The sequence below is a fragment of the Mesorhizobium sp. WSM4828 genome, from assembly GCF_055811175.1.
Genome location: NZ_JBVVQK010000014.1, coordinates 122,893 through 142,862 on the forward strand (window position 1 = coordinate 122,893; position 19,970 = coordinate 142,862).

The window sequence follows — 19,970 nt, forward strand, 5'->3', positions numbered from 1 at the left end:
TGTCGGTCACTCTCGCCCCGCCCACGGGACGAGCACCCGCTCGATCCTGCGGATGATGAATTCGAGCACGAAGGCAATGGCCGCGATCACCAGTATGCCCATCACCACCACGTCGGTGACGAGGAACTGGGCAGCGGACTGGATCATGAATCCGAGCCCGCGCGTCGCCGCCACCAGCTCGGCGGCAACCAGCGTCGACCAGCCGGCGCCAAGCGCGATACGCAGACCGGTCAGGATCGAGGGCAGCGCGCTGGGCAGGATAACGTGCCCGATCACTTGGCGCTGCGTGGCGCCAAGCGAGCGCGCTGCATTGATGCGTTCCTGCGAGACGCCGCGAACACCCGATGCCGTCGACAGCGCAACCGGTGCCAGCATGGCAATGGCAATCACCAGGATCTTGGACGGCTCGCCAATGCCGAACCAGATAATGATCAGCGGCAGATAGGCGAGCGGCGGGATCGGCCGCAGGAATTCGAGCAGCGGATCGAAGATGCCGCGCCCTGTAGTGCTGATGCCGATAGCCAGCCCGATGGGAACGCCGACGAAAACGGCCGCGATCAGCGCTGCAAACACCCGCCACAGGCTGGCGGCGATATGCTGGAGCAGCGTCGCGTCGACAAAGCCGTCACCGGCGACGACGACAAATTTGTTCCAGACTGCCACAGGCGACGGCAGGAAAGCCGGCGACACCAATTGCAGGCGGGCCGATACTGTCCACACTGCCAGCACCATCAGAATGGTGATCGCGCTAACCACGCGGGCCGAAACGCGGCTGCGTCTCGGCCGCGGCCGCGACCGTGGCACTGACAGCGCGTCGGCTCCGTCGTCGACCTTGGAGCGCCGCGGCCGCTCGGTATAGGAGGTAACGGTCATGCTGCCTCCCCTTCGAAGATCGCGTCGGTCAGCTCGCCGCGCGCCGCGGCGAAGGCGGGATCGGCCTTGATGCTGCGAATGGCCTCGCCGGCTGCATAGCGCCGGCTGAAACCGGCCTCGAAACTCCGCACCACCCGGCCAGGGCCGGGAGCGAGCACAATGATGCGGGTGGCGAGCACCAGCGCTTCGTCGATGCCGTGCGTGACCATCAGCACGCCGACCTGGCTTGCCGTCCACAGATCGAGCAGCGTTGTCTGCATGCGTTCGCGTGTCAGCGCATCGAGTGCGCCCAGCGGTTCGTCGAGCAGCAGGAATTGCGGCTCAGCTGCCAGCGCCCGGGCCAGGCCAACCCGCTGGCGCATGCCGCCGGAAAGCTCCCAGATGCGTTTGTCGCCGGCACCGTCGAGCTTCACCCGCGCCAGAAGGTCGTCGGCAGTCCGCGCCCGTTCGGCTGCCCTGACACCGCGCAGCCTGAGAGCAAAGGCGACATTTTCCCGCGCGGTCAGCCACGGAAACAGCGCGTCGTTCTGGAACACGACGGCGCGGTCCGAGCCTGGCGCCGTGATCGGCCTGCCACCAATCGTGGCGCGTCCGCGCACAGGCTCGACCAGGCCCGCGGCGACGTTGAGCAACGAGGTCTTGCCGCAGCCGGAGCGGCCGACCAGGACAACGAAGTCGTCCTTGGCGATGTCAATCGACACGCGTTCGACGGCCGGCGCCGGCTGGCCGTCATAATGAACCGAGACTTGGTCGAGCACGAGATGCGTCATGTGGGGTCGCCGATATTGTGAATTTGCCTGCCCCGAAGCCGTTCCTCGTCAGCGGCTCCGGGGCAGGCAACGCGCGTGTCAGGGAAGGGAGGACGCGCGTATTGAGCCGCCGCTAATTCGAGGCCAGCGCCTCGCCGACATATTTCGACGACACGTATTTCGAATAATCCGGCAACACGGCGTCAATCTTGCCCTGCTCCTTGAGGAAGGCCGATGTCGCCTCGACCGCCTTGACAGTGCCGCCACCGAGGAACTTGTCCGAGGCTTGCTCCTCGAGCGTCGGGAAGACATAGCCCCTCAGCAGTTGCGGCACGTCTTCGAGCTTGGCCCCGGTGATCCTGGCGATCTTGGCCGCTTGCGGCGAGGACACCGACCATTGATCCGGCTTGGCCAGGAAGTCGGCATAGGCAGCGCCCGTTACTTTGACGAAGTCGCGCACCGCTTCCGGGTTCCTTTCGGCGAAGTCGGTGCGCACGATCCAGGCGTCGAAGGTCGGCGCGCCCCAGGCGGCGACCTGCGAGGAATCCAGCACGACCTTGCCCGTCGTCTTGATCTGGCCGAGTGCCGGATCCCAGACATAGGCGGCGTCGATGTCGCCGCGCGCCCATGCCGCCGCGATCTCCGGTGGCCGCAGATTGAGAATGTCGACCGACTTCGGGTCGACACCCTCATGCTTCAGCGCGGCAAGCAGGCTGTAATGCGTCGTCGAAACGAAGGGCACCGCCACCTTCTTGCCGGCAAGGTCGGCAGTTTTCTCGATGCCGGCGCCGTTGCGGGCGACAAGGGCCTCGGATTCGCCGATCAGCCCGACAATGAAGATTGTCTGGATTGGAAGCTCGCGGCTCGCCGCCGCCGCCAGCGGGCTCGAGCCGACATAACCGATGTCGACCGAACCGGAAGCGATGGCGGCGATTACGTCGGCGCCGGAATCGAATTTCCGCCAGTCGATTGCCGCCTTGGTCGCGCTCTCATAGGCGCCGTCGGCCTGCGGCACCTTCGAGGGTTCGACGACCGTCTGGTAGCCGATAGTGATCTTGAAGTCCTGCGCATCGGCTGGGCCGAGAAAGGCGGCACCAGCCAAGGCCGCCGAGGACAAGAGAACGATACGTCGCGAAATGGTGGACATGAAAGGCTCCTTGGAAACGAGAAAAAACCGGGTTGCGTTTCATAGTCACTTAACTCTATCGTCCTTGTAGAGTTAAATCCTTCCAACAGCACGACGTTTGTTGGAAAAACGTGCCGACGAAAGGCGCCGAGGCGGAAAGTGCCGCTGCAACCGCCGTTACCGCCGATGACAAACCGAAGGAATGGCGCGCTCGGCGAGCCTCCAGCTTCGTCATCCTAGGGCGAAGCAAGGAGCAAGGCGACGCGGCGCAGACCCTAGGATCCATGCCGCGACGCATGAGCGTCTCGACGGTGCTGAAGGATAGCGGGCCGGAAGGATGGCGACGGGACAAGATTTCATTCCCGCCGCTGCATTCTTCGGCGGATATCACGGAATGGATCCTCGGGTCTTCGCGACGGAGCTTCGCTCCTGCTCCGCCCGTGGATGACGAAGTCGGGAGCTCGGGCAACCCGCCAGCCGTCAGTACCCCGTCACCCACGAACGATAATTCCTGCCTCTTCGTATCATCAGGCAAATTCTTGTCTCAAACAGCGGAGGATTTAAAAATACATTCCGCGTACTCGCGGTTAAGTATAGTAATCTTATCGACATAGACAGCTGGAGCGGTCATGAGAGGCCATACTCATCATATCGCGGCGATCGCTGGCGGCACGAGGTCCCAGTCGGCGGCCTTCGTGCCCGCAGGCCCGGCTTTTGTGTCCCCCGCGTCACAAGCCCCTGCCAAAATGGCCATTGCGGCTTGAAAACGAAGCAAAATCAACGTTTCTCGGCTTGTATATCATGTCACTAGAATTTATCTGTAGTGACAGCTTGGACGCGGCGGGGAGGCACGCCAGGCGTTTCGCAACCGGTGGCCTTGCGCCATCGCATGACAGAGAAACGTTCGGGTTATGCTCACGAAAAAAGGTAAATACGGCCTCAAGGCGCTCGTCCATCTGGCGCGCCTGCCGGTTGGACAGCTCGCCTTCGTCAACGACATCGCCACAGGAAACAATATTCCGAAGAAGTTCCTCGATGCCATTCTTGGCGAATTGCGCAATGCCGGGTTCGTCCAGAGCCGCAAGGGCAAGGAGGGCGGCTACCGGCTGGCACGCCCGGCGGACGAGATCAAGGTCGGCCACGTCGTGCGCGTGCTCGACGGGCCACTTGCCCCCATTCCCTGCGCCAGCCGCACCCAGTATCAGCGCTGCGAAGATTGCAACGAGGCGACATGCCAAGTCCGACATCTGATGCTGGAGGTCCGGCAGGCCATCGCCGAGGTGCTGGACCAGCGCAGCCTCGCCGAAATGCGCGATATCGCCGGCGACGAGGACCTTTCGGCGGCGTTGAAAGTGCAGGCCTGAACCACTCTCCCCTGAGCCGGCGACGATCGCCAGGACAGCTGGTGTGCGCATGACCGGGCGCGCTACGCCAAGTTCGATCATCATTGTCGGTGGCGGCGCCAGCGGCGTCGTGCTTGCCGCGCATCTGCTGAAGTCGCCCAATCCCGATCTCCGCGTCAGCCTGGTCGAAAAACGCCCGCATTTTGGGCAAGGCATGGCCTATTCAACGCTGCTGTCGGCGCATGTGCTGAATGTCAGCGCGGCGGGCATGAGCGCCTATGCCGACGATCCCGGCAATTTCTCGCGCTGGCTGCTTGGACGCGGCCTGGCTACGCCGGAGCAGGCGCCGGTCTACGCGCCGCGCAGCGTCTATGCCCGCTATCTCAAGGAGCTGCTCGACGAGCTCGAGGCGCGTGAGCAGCAGACGGGCCGGCTACGCCTGATCCGCGAGGAGAGCCTGTCGATCTCGCCGACCGCTTCCGGCGTCGAGGTGGCGCTGGCCAACGGCACCAGCGTGGTTGCGCATCTTGCCGTGCTGGCGACAGGCCACGACGAGGAGCCGGGCGCCGGTCAGGGCCACGCGATCAGGATGGGCTCCGAGGCGGACACTGCGCTCGACCCCGAAGCCCGAGTCCTGGTGCTGGGCACCGGCTTGAGCATGGTCGATGCCTTCCTGTCGCTCGAGCAGCGCGGCCACCGCGGCGAGATCGTCGCGGTGTCGCGGCGCGGCCTGCTGCCTTCGCCGCATCGCAAGGGCAATCCGATCAAGCTCGACGTTGCCGATATTCCGCTCGGCACCCAGCTTTCCTATTTCGTCGGCTGGTTCCGCGACCTGATCCGGGAAAACCAGAGGGCCGGCATCGACTGGCGCGACGTCGTCGACGGTCTGAGACCCTTCAACCAGAAGATCTGGCAGAACTGGCCGTCCTCGGCCAAGCGCCGCTTTGTCGAGCACACCAAGGCCTGGTGGGACATCCATCGCCATCGCATGGCGCCGGAAGTCTACGCCCGCGTTGCCGAGGCGGTGCAAGCGGGCCGCATCCGCCTTGTCGCCGGGCGCGTCGTCGAGATCGCCGGCGGCGACGGCTTCAGGGTACAGGTCCAGTCGCGCCACACGCAGCGCCTCGAAAGGTTCGACGTCACCCGCATCTATGATTGCACAGGCATCGCCAGGGACATCTCGACGACCTCGAACAGCGTGGTACGGTCGCTGGTCGACCGTGGACTGGCACGGCCGGATCCGCTGCGCCTCGGCCTCGACGTGACCGCGAACTGCGAGGTCATCGCCGGCGATGGCACGGTATCGGCCAAGATCCTCGCCGTCGGGCCGCTGACGCGCGGCACCTTCTTCGAAATCGACGCCATTCCCGATATTCGCGTGCAGTGCGCGCGGCTGAGCAAGCGGTTGCTCGGATAAGGCCCCTTTGTCTCGACGCAATTTCGGATGCAGGATCGCCGCCGTCGGGGGGGAAAGACCTCGACCGCGCCAGGAAGCGAGCCGCGACCCTGGCCAGATGACCGGGCAAATTCTGCTTCCGTCGCCACCGTGCGTTGCCTACGATGGGCGCATGACGCAACGCGGAAGACTCTACGGCTGCCCGGTCGAGTTCGCTCTCGACGCGCTCGGCGGCAAATGGAAGACGGTGATCCTGGCGCGCATCAAGGAACAGCCGATGCGCTATTCCGACCTGCGCCGGCTGATCCCCTCGCTCTCCGACAAGATGCTGACCCAGAGGCTGGCCGAGCTTGTCGAGATCGGCTTCGTCACGCTCGAGACGTCGCCCGACGGCAAGGGGCGCTATGCCTTGACCGGGCGCGGTGAAGATCTCGCCGCCGCGCTCCAGGCGCTCTACGACTGGGGCAGCATGCATGGCCGCGCCGAGGGTGTGCGTTTTCGCACCGACAGCGCAGCCACCACCTAGATCAATTCCGGGAAAAGCGCGGAGCGGTTTCCGTCCGTAATGCGTGAAGACAAAGCGACGGAGCGGTTCGGCGTTTGCGTGAAAAGGTGGGTCGCACTAGCAAGCCGATTGCCGTCAACCTGCATCGGCAAGCGCGCCGCAGAAGCTTGCGACATCGGTGACGACGGCTTCGCCGAGGAAGCGTAGCGTCGCCATCGAGCGGTCGCGCGCTTCGCGGTTGCCGAAGCCACAGGCATCCTCGATTACTACGGCGACAAAGCCATTGTCGGTCGCCTGGCGAACGGTCGGCTCGATGCCGATCTCCATGGCGATGCCGGCGAGCGCTATCGTGCGCATGCCGCAATCGCGCAAGGCAAAGCCGAGCGCGGTGGAATCGAAGGCCGACATCGTGAGCTTGTCGAACACCGCTTCGTCATCGCGGGGCTCCAGCTCGGGCACGATCCGCGTCGCTTCGGCGTCGCGCAGGAACCACGGCTCAACGGTGTCGGGGCTGTCGCGCCGCTGCCAGGCCATGGCGGTGCGCAGCTGCGTCGCGCCCATCCACTTGCGTGGCAGCGATAGATGGCGCGTGAACGCCACCCGCATTCCGGCTACGCGCGCCGCTTCCAGTGCCGTGCCGGTGCGCTCGACGATGGTGGCGCCGCCGGCCACCTGGCGGCAGATGCCGACCTGCATGTCGTAGACCACCAGCGCCGTGCGGCGCGGATCGCACCACTCAGTCAGGCTGGCCGGGATTTCGATCCCGTCGCTCGACCGGATCATGCCGCCGTCCGGTCCCATGGCTTGGCGATATCGACGGTCGGGTCGAACAGGAATTCCAGCGGCAATGGTGCGTCGAAGGCGATGAAGTGCCATTCCAGCAGCCCGGCCTTGGACAGCGGGAAGTCCTCGGTGTAGCGCCGCGCTTCCTCGACGCTGTCGAGCTCGAAGACGATGATGACGCCACCAATGTCGCCGCGCGCATAATTCTCGCGCACAATCCCCGCCTTCCAGAGCCGCCAGACGTTCGACACTTCGTCGCGCAGATAAGGCCGTAGGTCGTCGAGCGTGACGCCGGGCCTGAAATTGTCATAGGCAAGAATCTTCATCGGTCGTTCCTTGCATTGCTGTTCACCCAGCGCCGGGTAGCATGGCGGAATCGGCGGCGGCAACGAACGACATGGTGCGTTGAAACGGCCGCACGATTGCCGTCCTGTGCCGCGCGATCCCTGTGGGCGGCCGGGCGGCGCGGAATAGTTTTCGTGGAGGAGGAAAAGTGCGGTGACCATCGAAAGGCTGAACCCCGAGGGCATGCATAGCAACCCGGCCTATTCGCAAGGCGTGTCGTTGCCGGCGTCCGCGCGCGTCGTGCTGGTCGGCGGCCAGAATGGTGTCGACGCGCAAGGGCGGATCGTCGCCAGGGACGATCTCGCTGCGCAGACCGCTCAGGCGCTTTCGAACCTGGCAAAGGTGCTCGAAGCCGGTGGGGCAAAGCCGGAAGACCTCGTCAGCCTCTCGGTCTATATCGCCGGCGACCTGGATATAGGGCCGGCCTTCGGCGCCTGGATGGCCTTCTGGGCAAACCGTGGCGCGCCGCCGATCATCAAGGTGCTGCGCGTCGCCGGCCTCGGTAATCCGGATTTTCTGATCGAGATCGAAGCCCAGGCGGCGATCGCCTGAACCCCAAGCAGGTTCTGCAAATCTTTTGCCCTGCCTGGAGGCCGGCGAAGCTTTCGCGAAATTCCATTCCCCTGCTGGCGGCCGGATTGGCACGATCTATCTTCTTTCCAACTGCAAACGGCTGGAAAAGACGGTAGGTTGCCGTCTTCCAGGGCGGTTGCTCATTCTGGCAACGGAGCATCTGACATGAGCAAGCACAAGATCGTGGCACCGGACGATGCATCGTCCCGCCTGCGCCCGCCCTATGCCTCGGTTCTCGACCTGATCGGGCAGACGCCGGTCGTCGAGCTGACCAAATTCGACATCGGCAAGTGCCGGCTGTTCATCAAGCTCGAAAGCCAGAATCCCGGCGGCTCGATCAAGGACCGCATCGCGCTGTCGATGATTGCCGCCGCCGAAAAACAGGGCAAACTGAAACGCGGCGGGACGATCGTGGAGGCGACCGCCGGCAATACCGGTCTTGGTCTCGCCCAGGTCGGCATCCCCAAGGGCTACCGCATCATCCTGGTCGTGCCCGACAAGATGTCGCGCGAAAAGATCCAGCATCTGCGGGCGCTCGGCGCTGAAGTGCGCATGACGCGTTCCGACGTCGGTAAGGGACATGCCGAATATTATCAGGACATGGCCGAAAAGATCGCCGCCGAGCTGCCCGGCGCCTTCTACGCCAACCAGTTTGCCAACCCGGCCAATCCGCTCGCCCACGAGACCACGACTGGGCCGGAAATCTTTCAGCAGCTCGGAGGCGATGTCGATGCGGTGGTCGTCGGCGTCGGCTCCGGCGGGACGCTAACCGGGCTTGGCCGCTACTTTGCGAAAGTCTCGCCGAAGACCGAGATGATTTTGGCCGATCCGGTCGGCTCGGTGCTGGCACCGTTGATCAAGACCGGCAAGATGGTAGAGGCCGGAAGCTGGACCGTTGAAGGCATCGGCGAGGATTTCGTGCCGCCCAACGCCGATCTGTCGCTGGTCAGGAAGGCCTATTCCATCCCCGACAAGCAGAGCATGCTTGCGGTGCGGGACCTGCTTTCGAAGGAAGGCATTCTCGCCGGCTCGTCGTCCGGTACGCTGCTTTCGGCAGCGCTTCGCTATTGCCGCGAGCAGACCGTGCCGAAGCGCGTCGTCACCTTCGTCTGCGACAGCGGCAACAAGTACCTGTCGAAAGTCTTCGACGATTTCTGGCTGGTCGAGCAGGGCCTTGCCGAGCAGGAGCAGCATGGCGATCTGCGCGACCTGGTCATGCGCACGCTCCGCACCGGCGATGTCGTGTCCGTCGGCCCCGACGAAAGCCTGCTCAACGCCTATGGCCGCATGCGCCGCTCGGATGTCTCGCAACTACCGGTGCTGGACGAGGGCAAGCTCGTCGGCATCATCGACGAAAGCGATATCCTCGCCAAGGTCGAAGGCCCTTATGACAGCCGCTGGGACCGCTTCAAGGCCCCGGTCCGCACTGCGATGACCACCAATCTACACACGCTGCAGGCCAGCCAGACGCTGGATGCGCTGCTGCCGGTGTTCGACCGCAACGAGGTCGCCATCGTCTTCGACGGCGACGAATTCATTGGCCTGATAACCCGCATCGACCTGATCAACCATCTGAGGCGCGCCCGATGACCGTCAAAGCCACCGTATCGGGCAAAAACCGCCTCGCCTTCTCGACGCGCACCATCCATGGCGGCCAGAGCCACGACCCGACTACGGGCGCGGTGATGGTACCGATCTATGCCACCTCGACCTATGGCCAGCAGAGCCCGGGCGTGCACAAGGGTTTTGAATATGCACGCAGCCAGAACCCGACCCGCTTCGCCTTCGAGCGCGCGGTGGCCGACCTCGAAAGCGGCGCAGCCGCCTTCGCCTTCGCTTCGGGGCTGGCGGCGATCGCAACCATTTTCGAACTGCTCGATTCAGGCGCGCATATCGTCGCCACCGACGACATCTATGGCGGCACGTTCCGGCTGCTGGAACGGGTGCGCAAGCGCTCGGCCAATTTGCAGGTCGACTTCGTCGACTTCACGGATCTTGCCGCGGTCGAGGCGGCGATCCGCCCGGACACCAAGCTGCTCTGGGTCGAGACGCCGACCAATCCGCTGCTGCGCGTTGTTGATCTCGAAGGCGTCGCGGCGCTGGCCAGGCGCAAGGGCGTGCTGTCGGTGGCCGACAACACCTTCTGCAGCCCCTATCTGCAGCGGCCGCTGGAGCTCGGCATCGATATCGTGGTCCATTCGACGACGAAATACCTCAACGGCCATTCCGACATGGTCGGCGGCGTCGCCGTGGTCGGCGACAACAAGGATCTCACTGAGCGGCTGAAATTCCTGCAGAACGCCATCGGCGCCATTTCCGGGCCGTTCGACAGTTTCCTCGCGCTGCGCGGACTGAAGACGCTGGCGCTGAGGATGGAGCGTCATTCGTCGAACGGCCAGAAGATCGCGCACTGGCTGGAGAGCCGCCCCGACATCCGCCGTGTCATCTATCCCGGCCTGCCCAGCCACCCGCAGCACGCCATCGCCAGGCGGCAGATGCATGCCTTCGGCGGTATGATCACGGTCGAGCTCGACCGCGACCTCGCCGGCACCAAACGCTTCCTCGAACACACGCAGCTGTTCACGCTGGCCGAAAGCCTCGGCGGCGTCGAAAGCCTGATCGAGCACCCGGCGCTGATGACGCACGGCTCGATCCCGGCGAAGAAACGCGCCGAGATCGGGATTTCCGATTCGCTGGTGCGGTTGTCGGCGGGAATCGAAGACGGTGACGATCTGATCGCGGATTTGGATCAGGCGCTGGCGAGCTGAGCCCGATAGCGAGACGTCGGCGGGACAGCGCCCCCTCTGCCCTACCGGGCATCTCCCCCTCAAGTGGGGAGATTGGCCGTCATCTTGCGCTTTCGCCAACCTCCAACGCTGAAACACGGGCGGGACGGCGACGCTGCCGATCTCCCCCCTTGTGGGGGAGATGTCCGGCAGGACAGAGGGGGGCGTGAAGGATCACCAAAGATCGGCGTTTACACGCTGCTCCGTTGACCTTGGCACCATCCGGCGAAATGGTAGTCTCCCTATGAACAACCGACAACGCAACCAACCGACGGCAAGCGACGGCCCCGCTACCTTCGCGGTGCTGGTCTTCCCCGGCTTTCCGATGATGGCATTCAGCTCGGTCATTGAACCGCTCCGCGCGGCCAACGTGCTGGCCAAGCGGGACTGCTATCGCTGGATCATCGTCGGCGCCACGGAAGGTCCGGTGGAGGCTTCGAACGGCGTCGTCATCCAGCCCGGCTTTGCCGCCCATGACGCACCGAAAGTCGATCGCATCGTCGTCTGCTCGGGCGGCGATGCCGATCATCTCGTCGCGCACGATGCCGTGAGCTGGATCCGCAAGAGCCTGCGCGGCGGCGCCCATATCGGTGCGGTGGCGGATGCCGCCTTCTTCCTGGCTCGGGCCGGCCTGCTCGACGGCCATGCCTGCACCTTGCACTGGACCAGCCAGGCGGCCTTCACCGAAGCGTTTCCGGATATCGAGCTGAGGCGCGATCTCTATGTCATCGATCGCAAGCGCTTCACTTCGGCCGGCGGCGTCGGCAGTCTCGACATGATGCTGGAAATCATCACCAACGACTATGGCGCCGAGCTGGCGGCCGGCGTCGCCGAATGGTTCGTGCACAGCCCGCTGCGCTCCAGCGTCGACCGCAAGCTGATGCCGCTGCGCCTGCGCACCGGCGTCCAGAACGAGCTGGTGCTGTCGGCCATCGCCATCATGGAGGATGCGGTGGAGGAGCGGCTCGGCATGGCGGAACTGGCGGGGCGGCTTGGTGTCTCCTCCGACAAGCTCGAACGCAATTTCCGCTCCGAACTCAGCATCTCGCCCAACGGCTATTACCGCCGTCTGCGCCTGAAGCGCGCCGCCGACCTGTTGGCGCATTCGACGCTGATGGTGCGCGACGTGGCGCTGGCCTGTGGCTTTGCTTCGATGTCGAGCTTTGCCCGGGCGTTCCGGGAGGAGCACGGCCACGCGCCGAAGGTGTTGCGGCGGCATTAGGGGCGTCTGCAAGGCGCAAACCTCGGAAATTAGCCGAACCACCCCTCCACTTCGTCATCCCAGGGCGGAGCAAGGAGCGAAGCGACGCGGCGCAGACCCCGGGATCCATGCCGTTACCTCGCGGCAGTGCTCCAGCGGACCAGAACCGAGTTCTTCTTCGCACCGACGGGCCGAGCGTGGGATGATGCGGAGGCCAAAATCATTAGTGGCACCGATGCAGATCGGGCCTCGCTTCTGGCTTGCAGTCATGTAGGCATAGCCGGTCCATGATGGAAGGGTAGCTGGCGCCGTTGCGGATACAAGCGCCCCTTCTGAGCCGCTGCATTCCTCGGCTGATGTAACGGCATGGATCCCAGGGTCTCCGCGACGTCGCTTCGCTCCTGCTCCGCCCTGGGATGACGAAAGTGTGGTGGCTTACGCTAATCACCGAGGCTGCCGACAAGGTCCTGCGGCATCACGCACAACGCTTGCGGGATTCCGCACAGCCTCCGCGCGACGTGTGGCCCATCTTCCCAGCTTCCAGGAGGCACCCATGAGCATCGTCGTTTTTGACCCCGACAGCACCGAGGATGTCGACTTTGGGGATCGCATGCGCCATCCGGCGGCGGCGGATCCGGCCGGCGGCATGTGGCTGTCGGATACCGAGCCGTCCTTCATCGACGCCGACGCGCTGCGCAAAGGCCGGCTGGCCAGGCTGCGCGCCTGGATGCGCGAGGCCGGCTATGGCGGCGTCGTTCTGTTCGATCCCTACAACCAGCGCTACGCCACCGGCTCGCGCAACATGTTCGGCTATTTCCTGCGCAACTCGACCCGCTACTTCTTCATCCCGACAGAAGGGCCAATCGTGCTGTTCGAATATCCGCAGAGCTACCATGTCTCGATGGTGCTCGACACGATCGACGAGGCGCGGCCGTCGAAGCTGGTCTGGTCATCGGTGTCGGGCCGTGACGACGAAACCGCCGGCCCGTTCGCCGACGAGATCGCCGAATTGCTCAAGGCGCATGGCGGCGGTTCGATGAAGCTCGGGCTCGACCGCTGCAGCCATCTGCAGGCACTGGCGCTGGAAAAGCGCGGCTGCGAGGTCCGCGATTGCCAGGGCGAGATTTTGGCGGTGCGAGCGGTCAAGACGCCCGAGGAAGTAAAATGCCTGCAGGTGTCGATGGCTGGTGCCGAGGCCGCGGTCTATGCGGTGCGCGAAGCGATCAAGCCCGGCGTTTCCGAAAACGAGCTGTTCGCCATCATGTATGGTGAGGTGATCCGGCAGGGCGGCGAGTTCATCGAAACCCGGCTGCTGACCTCGGGCCAGCGCACCAATCCATGGTTCAACGAGGCGAGCGGCCGCAAGATCAGGCCAGGCGAACTTTTGGCACTCGATACCGATACGATCGGCTGCTACGGCTATTATTCGGACTTTTCCCGCACCTTCCGCTGCGGCCCGGGCAAGCCGACGGATTACCAGAAATCGCTCTACCGCATGGCGCACGACCAGGTTCAGCACAATATCTCGATCGTAAGCCCCGGCATGGCGTTTCGCGAGATTGCCGAAAAGGCCTGGAAGATCCCGGACCGCTTCGTCGACCAGCGCTATACCTCGGTCATGCACGGCGTCGGCATGCATGGCGAGACGCCGTTCATCGCGCACGCCATGGATTACGAAACCTATGGCCGCGACGGGGTCATCGTGCCCGGCATGGTGGTCAGCGTCGAGAGCTATATCGGCGAGAAAGGCGGCCGCGAGGGCGTCAAGCTGGAGGACGAGATCCTGATCACCGAGACCGGCACCGAACTTCTGTCGCGCTTCCCGTACGAGGATGATTTCCTTGACGGGCACGTTTGAGTGCTGACAGGCATATCCGCATGAAAAGCCCGATCTCGATCAAGCGCGGTACGGCGGCGGCGGTGTTCATCGATCTCCAGGAGGAGCATCGGCGGGACAAGCGCTATCTGGTCGAAGGCTATGGCGACATCCTCGCCAACGTCCAGCGGCTGCAGGCGGCGGCACGCGCCAATGATGTTCCGCTCTACCATTGGGCCTATATCGTCGATCTCGCCACGGCACGGCCGTTCCACCCGGTCGAGGCCAACGGCAAGTCGGCGTTTTCCGACAAGGACGATCCGCTGACGGCGATCTGTCCAGAGGTCGGCCCGTTGCCAGGCGAGACGATGCTGATCAAGACCGACGCCAGCGCCTTCCGCGCGGGGCCTGCCGCCGAACGGCTGAAGGTCGACGGCATCGAGTGGCTGGTCGTTGCCGGCGTCTGGACCGAGGCGTGCATCGATGCCACCGTCAAGGATGCGGTGGCGCTCGGATTTCGCGTGCTGCTGGTCAAGGATGCCTGCGGCAGCGGCAGCACGGCGATGCACCAGACGGCCATTCTCAATCTCGCCAACCGGCTCTATGGCGGCGCCGTCACCAGCACCGACGGCGCCTGCCGGCTGCTGGCCGGCGAGACGGTCGAAGCCTGGCAGGTCGAGGGCTCGGTGCCGCTGCGCTTCAGCTATGAAAATGCTGCCCGGCTCTACGCCGAGCTCTGAGCGGGATCGCGAAGCGATGATCACCGAGGCCGAGCGACCCGAAACGACAGAGCGCGGAAAGTACCAAACGCTGCTCGATCCGGAACTGTGGGCCTATATCGACAGGGTCAACGAGTGGTATCCGCCCGAAATCGTCTACATGCCGATCGAGCGGCAACGGGCGGTCTATGACGCCATGTGCCGGGCATTTCGCGAGCCCTATCCACCCGGTGTCAAGGCCAGCGACAGCAGCGTCGGCGACCATGCGATCCCAGTCCGGCATTACCAAATGGCGGGCACGGCGCCACAAGCGATCGTTGTCTATTATCACGGCGGCGGCTTCGTGCTTGGCGGGCTCGACAGCCATGACGACATCTGCGCCGAGATCTGCGCCGGCACCGGCTTTGCCGTACTGTCCGCCGACTACCGGCTGGCGCCCGAGCATCTGCATCCGGCGGCCTTCGAGGATGCGCTGGCCGTATTCGAATGGGCTGCGGCGACCACCGGCCTGCCGCTCGTACTCTGCGGAGAGAGCGCCGGCGGCAATCTGGCCGCTGCGGTGGCACAGGCGACACGCCGCCATCCTCACCATGCGATCGGCCAGGTGCTGATCTATCCCGAGCTCGGCGGTGACGAGCTAGATGGCCCAGAGCTGGACGGCAAAGCGCGCGCGGGCTCCTATGTCGAGCACGCCGAGGCGCCGCTGCTGACATTGCGCGATGTCGAATTTTATCGGCATATCCGGGCAGGGAAGGGGCAGTCGCCGGACGACCCGACATTTTCGCCGCTTAGCGATACCGACTTCTCCGGCCTGCCGCCGACGGTCATCGTCACCGCCGAATGCGACCCACTGTCGGCGGATGGCCAAGCCTATTGCGACCGCATCCTTGCCGCCGGCGGCAAGGCATGGTGGCGCGAAGAGCCGCGGCTGGTGCACAGCTTCCTGCGCGCCCGCAAGACCGTGCCGCGCGCCGGCGAGGCCTTTGATCGCATCGTGGCGGCAATAGCCGCGCTGGGCGGGGGTGACTGTCCGGAGTGACGCGGACCGTCCCTCCAAGCTCCACTGTCGCGGAACAGCGCACAACAACTGCGGAAACCCGAACACTGCTGCGGTCAGGCCGGCCCTATCATCACGCCACGTAAGGGCTCGCATCCGCGATGCGCCGACCCGACAGGGAGGATTTACGATGAAGTTCATGCCGACCGACCGGAAATTGCATCCGCAGGCCGAGCCCGTCGCCGATGGCTTCAGGAAAGGCCAGATGAACCGGCGCGAATATCTCGCCACCATGGCTGCGCTCGGCGTCAGCACTGCCGGCGCGCTGGCGCTGGGCGGGCTTGCGCCGTCGCCGGCCAGGGCCGAGGAGCCGAAGCGCGGCGGCGTTCTGCGCGTCGCCATGAACGTCAAGGGCTGGAAGGATCCGCGCACTTTCGACGGCGTCGAGATGTCCAACGTCGCCCGTCAGTGCAACGAATATCTGGTGCGCTGGAACCGCGACTTCACCTTCGAGCCATGGCTGCTCGAAAGCTGGGAGACCAGCGACGACGCCCGCCTGCTGACCCTGCATGTCCGCAAGGGCGTCACCTGGTCGAACGGCGACACCTTCAACGCCGACGATGTGATCCACAATCTGACGCGCTGGTGCGATGCGTCCGTCGCCGGCAATTCGGTCGCCGCGCGCATGGGCGCACTGGTCAACGCCGATACCAAGAAGGTCGTCGACGGCGGCATCGAGCGCGTCGACGATTTCACCGTCCGGCTCAATTTGCCTAAGCCCGACATCTCGCTGATTGCCGGCATGGCCGATTATCCGGCGCTGATCATGCATCGCAGCTATGACGGAGACGGCGATCCGCTGAAGGCCTTGGCGATCACCACCGGGCCTTGCGAACTCGTCGCATGGGATGCCGAGGTCGGCGCCGAAGTCCGCCGCAAGGACAAGCCATGGTGGAAGGGCGAGTTCTATCTCAACGGCATCAAATGGGTCGACTACGGCTCCGATCCCAACGCCATGCTGTCTGCCTTCGAATCGGGCGAGGTCGACACCGACCATGAAACCGCCTCCGACACGGTTGCGCAGACGGACTCCATGGGCCTGAGCAATTCCGAGATCGCCACCGGCTCGACGATCGTCGCGCGTTTCAATATCGGCAATCCGCCCTATGACGACATCAAGGTTCGGCGCGCCGCACAACTGGCCGTCGACAACGCCGCCGTGCTGAAGATCGGCATGGACAACCGCGGCAAGCCTGCCGAGAACCATCATGTCGGGCCGATGCATCCCGAATATGCCGATATCGGCCCGGCCGTCCGCAACATCGATCAAGCCAAGGCCCTGCTCGCCGAGGCCGGCAAGGCCGAACACGAATACGAACTCATCTCGGTCGATGTCGACTGGCAGAAGAGCACCGGCGACGCCATCGCCGCGCAGATGCGCGAGGCAGGGCTGAAGATCAAGCGCACAGTGCTGCCGGCCGCCACCTTCTGGAACGACTGGAGCAAATATCCTTTCTCCTGCACGGAATGGCTCGGCCGGCCGCTCGGCGTCCAGGTGCTGGCGCTCGCTTATAAGTCTGGCGCCGCCTGGAACGAGAGCGCCTATGCCAATCCGGAATTCGATACTCTGCTCGACAAGGCGCTGGCAATGCCCGATCCCGGCGCCCGCAAAGAGCTCATGGCCAAGATCGAACAGAATTTGCGCGATTCCGGCGTCATCATCCAGCCCTACTGGCGCTCGGTCTATCGCACCTATCGCAAGGGCGTGCATGGCTGCGAGCAACACCAGTCGCTCGAGCAGCATTTCGAGAAGGTCTGGCTCGAGACGTAGCCTTGCAGACGACCAATTGTCGGGGCCAGCGCCGCTCCTTCTTCCTTCTCCCCTTGCTTGTGGCAGAAGGTGGATTGGCGCGCAGCGCCAAGACGGTTGAGGGGTGTTGGAAGGATCGTCGTCGGTACCAAGCTGGAACACCCCTCATCCGGCCGCTTCGCGTCCACCTTCTCCCACAAGGGGAGAAGGAAGAGCCACGCCCGTCCCTGAAATCTCCTGCCCGAGCCGCACCGTTTCCCGGATCAGCAGGTCCAGATCGTCGCGCCGGGTGCGGTGGTTGTTGATCGCCACCCTGAGGCAATGCTGGCCATGCACCGTCGTGTCGGAAATGGCGGCGATGCCTTCTTCCTGCAGCCTCAGCATGATCTCGGTATTGAGCGCTTTCAGGCGCTCAGCGTCCAACCCATCGGCGCGGTAGCGAAAGCAGACGATGTTGATGTTCACCGGCGCCACCAGTTCGAGTGCCGGTTCGGCCGCGATCAGCGCGCCGAGATAATGCCCTTGCGCGATGTTCTGGTCGATCAGCCGGCCGAACTTTTCGATGCCGTGCTCCCGCAGCGCCATCCACACCTTCAGCGCCCGGAAGCCGCGCGTCGTCTGCAGGCCGTAATCGTGCAGCCATTGGCCGGAGGCCAGGCCGCGCGGCGTCGATTCCAGATATTCCGGCGTCACCGCGAACGTGCCGCGATGCGCGGAGGCATCCCGGATCAGCGCGCAGCCGACCTCGAAGGGCGCGTGCAGCCATTTATGCGGATCGAGCGCGATTGAGTGGGCGTGCTCGATGCCGGCGACGCGATGCGAATTGTCCGGCGCAATCGCAAGCAAGGCGCCGATGCAGCCGTCGACGTGAAACCACAGATCCTCTTTTGCCGCCAGGTCAGCCAGCGCTTGCAGATCATCGATTGCGCCGGTGTTCACTGTGCCGGCCGTACCGATTACGCAGGCCGGCTTGAAACCGGCGTCACGGTCCTCGGCGATCGCCGCCCGCAACGCAGCGATGTCGATCCGCAGCCCGGCATCGCTCGGGACGCGGCGCAGCGCCCGGTTGCCGAGGCCGAGCGCTTCCATCGCCTTGCGGTGACAGGAGTGAAGCTGGTCGGAGCCGTAGAAACGCAGTGGCTTGTCGATGCCGGCAACGCCGTGCTCGCGTATGTCGATGCCGGCCTTGGCGTTGCGCGCCACGGTCAGCCCGATGATGTTGGCCATCGAGCCACCGCTGACCAGCGTGCCGCTGGCCGATTGCGGAAAGCCCATCATTTCCTTGCACCAGTCGACGACCTGGTTGTCCATCAATGCCGCGGCATGGTTGCCGCCGCCGAGGTTGGAGCCCTGAATCGCCGCCAGGAAATCGCCGAGCGCGCCGGTGAAATTGCTCGAGCCCATGTACCAGGACCAGAAGCGGGGATGGATGTTGCCCATCGCATAGGGCATCAAGCTCCTGGTGACGTCGCCATAGATTTCTGCCAGCGGCGCCGGCGAACGCGGTAGCGGCGATGTGAAGAAGGTCCTCACATCAACCGGCATCTCCTGCCACACCGGACGCTCTCTGACATCGCGCAGGTAAGCGACGGCATCATCGACGATCCGATGCGACAAGACCTGCACGTCGGCCCAGTTCGAGGGGTCAAGCGTTTCCTCGGTGGCCGTGACGGCCAGTCCAGGCTTCGTGTCCATGCAGGCCGCTCCCGATTTGCCGCCGTCACGCCGGAAACTGGCAGCCGGGCGTCGACTGCGAAAGCGCAGTCTCCTCGGCGTCCATCTCCGCTTCGATGCCGTCGAACAGCGGCGTCGTCATGTAGCGCTCGCCGGTGTCGGGCAGCATGCACAGGATCACCGAGCCGGGCGACGCCTTTTCCGCGATCTGCCGCGCGACAGCAAATGTCGCCCCGCCGGAGATGCCGGTGAAAATGCCTTCCTTCTGCGCCAGCGCCTTGGCCCATTTCGTGCCCTCGGGCCCGGCAATAGGCACCACCTCGTCATAGAGGCCGGCGTCGATCGCCTCCTGCAGCACGTCCGGAATGAAGTCGGGCGTCCAGCCCTGGATCGGATGCGGCTCGAACGCCGGATGGCTGGCGGTAGGCGCGCCGCCGGCGCCGCGCTGCTGCGGCTTGCCGCTGCCGATCAGCTGCGCATTGGCCGGTTCGGCGAGCACAATCCGGGTCTCCGGCCGCTCGCGGCGAAGCACGCGTCCGACGCCGGCGACGGTGCCGCCCGTGCCGTAGCCGGTGACGAAGCAGTCGAGCCGCGAGCCGGCGAAATCGTTGATGATCTCGCGCGCCGTCGTCGCTTCGTGAATGGCGGCATTGGCCTTGGTCTCGAACTGGCGGGCCAGGAACCAGCCATTGGCTTCGGCGAGCTCCACCGCCTTCTTGTACATGCCAAAACCCTTCTGGGCACGCGGCGTCAGCACCACCTTGGCGCCCAGCATGCGCATCAGCTTGCGGCGTTCGATGGAAAAACTGTCGGCCATCGTCACCACCAGCGGATAGCCCTTCTGGGCGCAGACCATGGCAAGGCCGATGCCGGTGTTGCCGCTGGTCGCCTCGACGACGGTCTGGCCCGGCTTCAAGGCGCCGCTGCGCTCGCCCTCCTCGATGATGTTGAGCGCCAGCCTGTCCTTTACCGAGGCGGCGGGATTGAAGAACTCGGCCTTCACATAGATCGTGGCATGGTTCGGTCCGAGATTATTGATGCGGATCACCGGCGTATCGCCGACCGTGTCGAGAATGCTGTCGAACAGACGGCCGCGCCCGGCGGTGGTTCTGATTTTCTGTTGATGCAACATGTCGAGCTCCTCGCTTTCTCGTTGTCTCTTGTCGTCACGGGCCGGTTACAGACCGGTGGCTTGGGCGGCGAGGTTTCGAGACCTTGCCGCGCTACATTTGCCTCCCGGCAATGCCAGCATCCGGCGCGGGAATTCGCTGCCG

The 19,970-nt window shown here is 64.5% G+C and carries 18 protein-coding genes; 11 read left to right on the top strand and 7 right to left on the bottom strand.

Features of this window, described 5'->3' with window-relative positions:
* Window positions 1-6: 6 nt before the first annotated feature.
* From AC0L2X_RS17895 to tauA, 3 genes are all read right to left on the bottom strand, one after another.
* On the bottom strand, window positions 7-873 hold the full coding sequence (locus AC0L2X_RS17895; protein ID WP_473600115.1) for an ABC transporter permease subunit: 867 nt from the start codon (window positions 871-873) through the stop codon (window positions 7-9).
* Entirely contained in the window at window positions 870-1,643 is a 774-nt protein-coding gene (locus AC0L2X_RS17900) for a taurine ABC transporter ATP-binding protein (protein WP_473553924.1), read from the bottom strand. Before AC0L2X_RS17900 ends, AC0L2X_RS17895 begins: the two co-directional genes overlap by 4 nt.
* A 112-nt stretch (window positions 1,644-1,755) precedes the next feature.
* Window positions 1,756-2,769 carry a taurine ABC transporter substrate-binding protein gene (gene tauA / locus AC0L2X_RS17905; protein ID WP_473600116.1) on the bottom strand — a complete coding sequence of 338 codons (1,014 nt, stop codon included), beginning with the start codon at window positions 2,767-2,769 and terminating at the stop codon, window positions 1,756-1,758.
* An 890-nt stretch (window positions 2,770-3,659) separates the two neighbouring features.
* Here tauA and AC0L2X_RS17910 point away from each other — a divergent pair.
* The 3 genes from AC0L2X_RS17910 (at window position 3,660) to AC0L2X_RS17920 (ending at window position 6,013) form a co-directional block, all read left to right on the top strand.
* Entirely contained in the window at window positions 3,660-4,112 is a 453-nt protein-coding gene (locus AC0L2X_RS17910) for an RrF2 family transcriptional regulator (protein WP_352665233.1), read from the top strand.
* Window positions 4,113-4,161: 49 nt separating this feature from the next.
* Window positions 4,162-5,508, top strand: coding sequence for an FAD/NAD(P)-binding protein (locus tag AC0L2X_RS17915; protein ID WP_473600117.1), 1,347 nt, complete (start codon window positions 4,162-4,164; stop codon window positions 5,506-5,508).
* A 151-nt stretch (window positions 5,509-5,659) separates the two neighbouring features.
* Window positions 5,660-6,013 carry a winged helix-turn-helix transcriptional regulator gene (locus tag AC0L2X_RS17920; protein WP_473553932.1) on the top strand — a complete coding sequence of 118 codons (354 nt, stop codon included), beginning with the start codon at window positions 5,660-5,662 and terminating at the stop codon, window positions 6,011-6,013.
* Between the two features lie 114 nt (window positions 6,014-6,127).
* On the opposite strand, the gene AC0L2X_RS17925 is transcribed toward AC0L2X_RS17920, so the two are convergent.
* Both AC0L2X_RS17925 and AC0L2X_RS17930 read right to left on the bottom strand, forming a co-directional pair.
* Window positions 6,128-6,775, bottom strand: a complete 648-nt coding sequence (locus tag AC0L2X_RS17925) for a cysteine hydrolase family protein (protein WP_473600118.1) — start codon at window positions 6,773-6,775, stop codon at window positions 6,128-6,130.
* Entirely contained in the window at window positions 6,772-7,101 is a 330-nt protein-coding gene (locus tag AC0L2X_RS17930; protein WP_352491237.1) for a hypothetical protein, read from the bottom strand. Before AC0L2X_RS17930 ends, AC0L2X_RS17925 begins: the two co-directional genes overlap by 4 nt.
* A 172-nt stretch (window positions 7,102-7,273) precedes the next feature.
* Here AC0L2X_RS17930 and AC0L2X_RS17935 point away from each other — a divergent pair, with 172 nt between their 5' ends.
* The 8 genes from AC0L2X_RS17935 to AC0L2X_RS17970 all read left to right on the top strand — a co-directional run bounded on the left by AC0L2X_RS17935 (window position 7,274) and on the right by AC0L2X_RS17970 (window position 17,043).
* Window positions 7,274-7,672 (top strand): RidA family protein, encoded by a 399-nt coding sequence (locus AC0L2X_RS17935; protein ID WP_473600119.1) that lies wholly within the window; start codon window positions 7,274-7,276, stop codon window positions 7,670-7,672.
* A gap of 186 nt (window positions 7,673-7,858) precedes the next feature.
* Window positions 7,859-9,283, top strand: coding sequence for a pyridoxal-phosphate dependent enzyme (locus AC0L2X_RS17940; RefSeq protein WP_473600120.1), 1,425 nt, complete (start codon window positions 7,859-7,861; stop codon window positions 9,281-9,283).
* Complete coding sequence (locus AC0L2X_RS17945) at window positions 9,280-10,461, top strand: cystathionine gamma-synthase (protein ID WP_473600121.1); 1,182 nt, start codon at window positions 9,280-9,282, stop codon at window positions 10,459-10,461. The genes AC0L2X_RS17940 and AC0L2X_RS17945 overlap by 4 nt, the downstream gene beginning before the upstream one ends.
* 262 nt (window positions 10,462-10,723) lie before the next feature.
* Complete coding sequence (locus tag AC0L2X_RS17950) at window positions 10,724-11,701, top strand: GlxA family transcriptional regulator (RefSeq protein WP_473600122.1); 978 nt, start codon at window positions 10,724-10,726, stop codon at window positions 11,699-11,701.
* Window positions 11,702-12,233: 532 nt separating this feature from the next.
* Window positions 12,234-13,538 (top strand): M24 family metallopeptidase, encoded by a 1,305-nt coding sequence (locus AC0L2X_RS17955; RefSeq protein WP_473600123.1) that lies wholly within the window; start codon window positions 12,234-12,236, stop codon window positions 13,536-13,538.
* A gap of 20 nt (window positions 13,539-13,558) precedes the next feature.
* A complete protein-coding gene (locus AC0L2X_RS17960) occupies window positions 13,559-14,236 on the top strand; it encodes an isochorismatase family protein (RefSeq protein ID WP_352491231.1) in 678 nt (225 codons plus the stop codon).
* A 16-nt stretch (window positions 14,237-14,252) separates the two neighbouring features.
* On the top strand, window positions 14,253-15,254 hold the full coding sequence (locus AC0L2X_RS17965; RefSeq protein WP_352565519.1) for an alpha/beta hydrolase: 1,002 nt from the start codon (window positions 14,253-14,255) through the stop codon (window positions 15,252-15,254).
* A 148-nt stretch (window positions 15,255-15,402) separates the two neighbouring features.
* Window positions 15,403-17,043 (top strand): ABC transporter substrate-binding protein, encoded by a 1,641-nt coding sequence (locus AC0L2X_RS17970; protein WP_473600124.1) that lies wholly within the window; start codon window positions 15,403-15,405, stop codon window positions 17,041-17,043.
* 144 nt (window positions 17,044-17,187) lie between these two features.
* On the opposite strand, the gene AC0L2X_RS17975 is transcribed toward AC0L2X_RS17970, so the two are convergent.
* Window positions 17,188-18,717 carry a pyridoxal phosphate-dependent decarboxylase family protein gene (locus tag AC0L2X_RS17975; RefSeq protein ID WP_473553948.1) on the bottom strand — a complete coding sequence of 510 codons (1,530 nt, stop codon included), beginning with the start codon at window positions 18,715-18,717 and terminating at the stop codon, window positions 17,188-17,190.
* A gap of 25 nt (window positions 18,718-18,742) precedes the next feature.
* Entirely contained in the window at window positions 18,743-19,828 is a 1,086-nt protein-coding gene (locus AC0L2X_RS17980; protein WP_473553950.1) for a PLP-dependent cysteine synthase family protein, read from the bottom strand.
* Window positions 19,829-19,970 lie beyond the last annotated feature (142 nt).